This is a genomic window from Pseudomonas sp. I2, from assembly GCF_040984075.1.
Lineage (GTDB): Bacteria > Pseudomonadota > Gammaproteobacteria > Pseudomonadales > Pseudomonadaceae > Aquipseudomonas > Aquipseudomonas guariconensis_B.
On the sequence record NZ_JBCGFQ010000224.1, the window covers coordinates 1 to 390 of the forward strand.

Sequence of the window (390 nt, forward strand, 5' to 3'; positions counted from 1 at the left end):
GGATATGGCCGATATTGACCAGACAGAAATTGCATGGGAAGAATTGACGGAGACGTTCGGCGATGGCATCATTCCAATCACGTACGTCAACTCGACGGCAGCAATTAAAGCGTTCGTCGGCAAACATGGCGGTGCGACAGTGACGTCGTCGAACGCCCATGACATCGTCCGTTGGGCACTCGAAGCAGGAGAACGGATTTTGTTCTTGCCAGACCAGCATCTCGGACGGAACACGGCGTATGACTTGGGCGTGCCGCTCGAGGCGATGGCCGTCTGGGACCCGCTCCGGGAACGTCTCATCTATGAGGGGGACATCCAAGACGTGCGGGTCATCTTATGGAAAGGACACTGCTCTGTCCATGAGAAGTTCAACGTTGCCCAAATCGAGGC

The 390-nt window shown here is 55.6% G+C and carries 1 protein-coding gene; it reads left to right on the forward strand.

What is annotated here, in order from left to right:
• Window positions 1-390: quinolinate synthase NadA (nadA, locus tag WCE05_RS26360; RefSeq protein WP_368816890.1), on the forward strand; the 390-nt coding region annotated here is incomplete at both ends.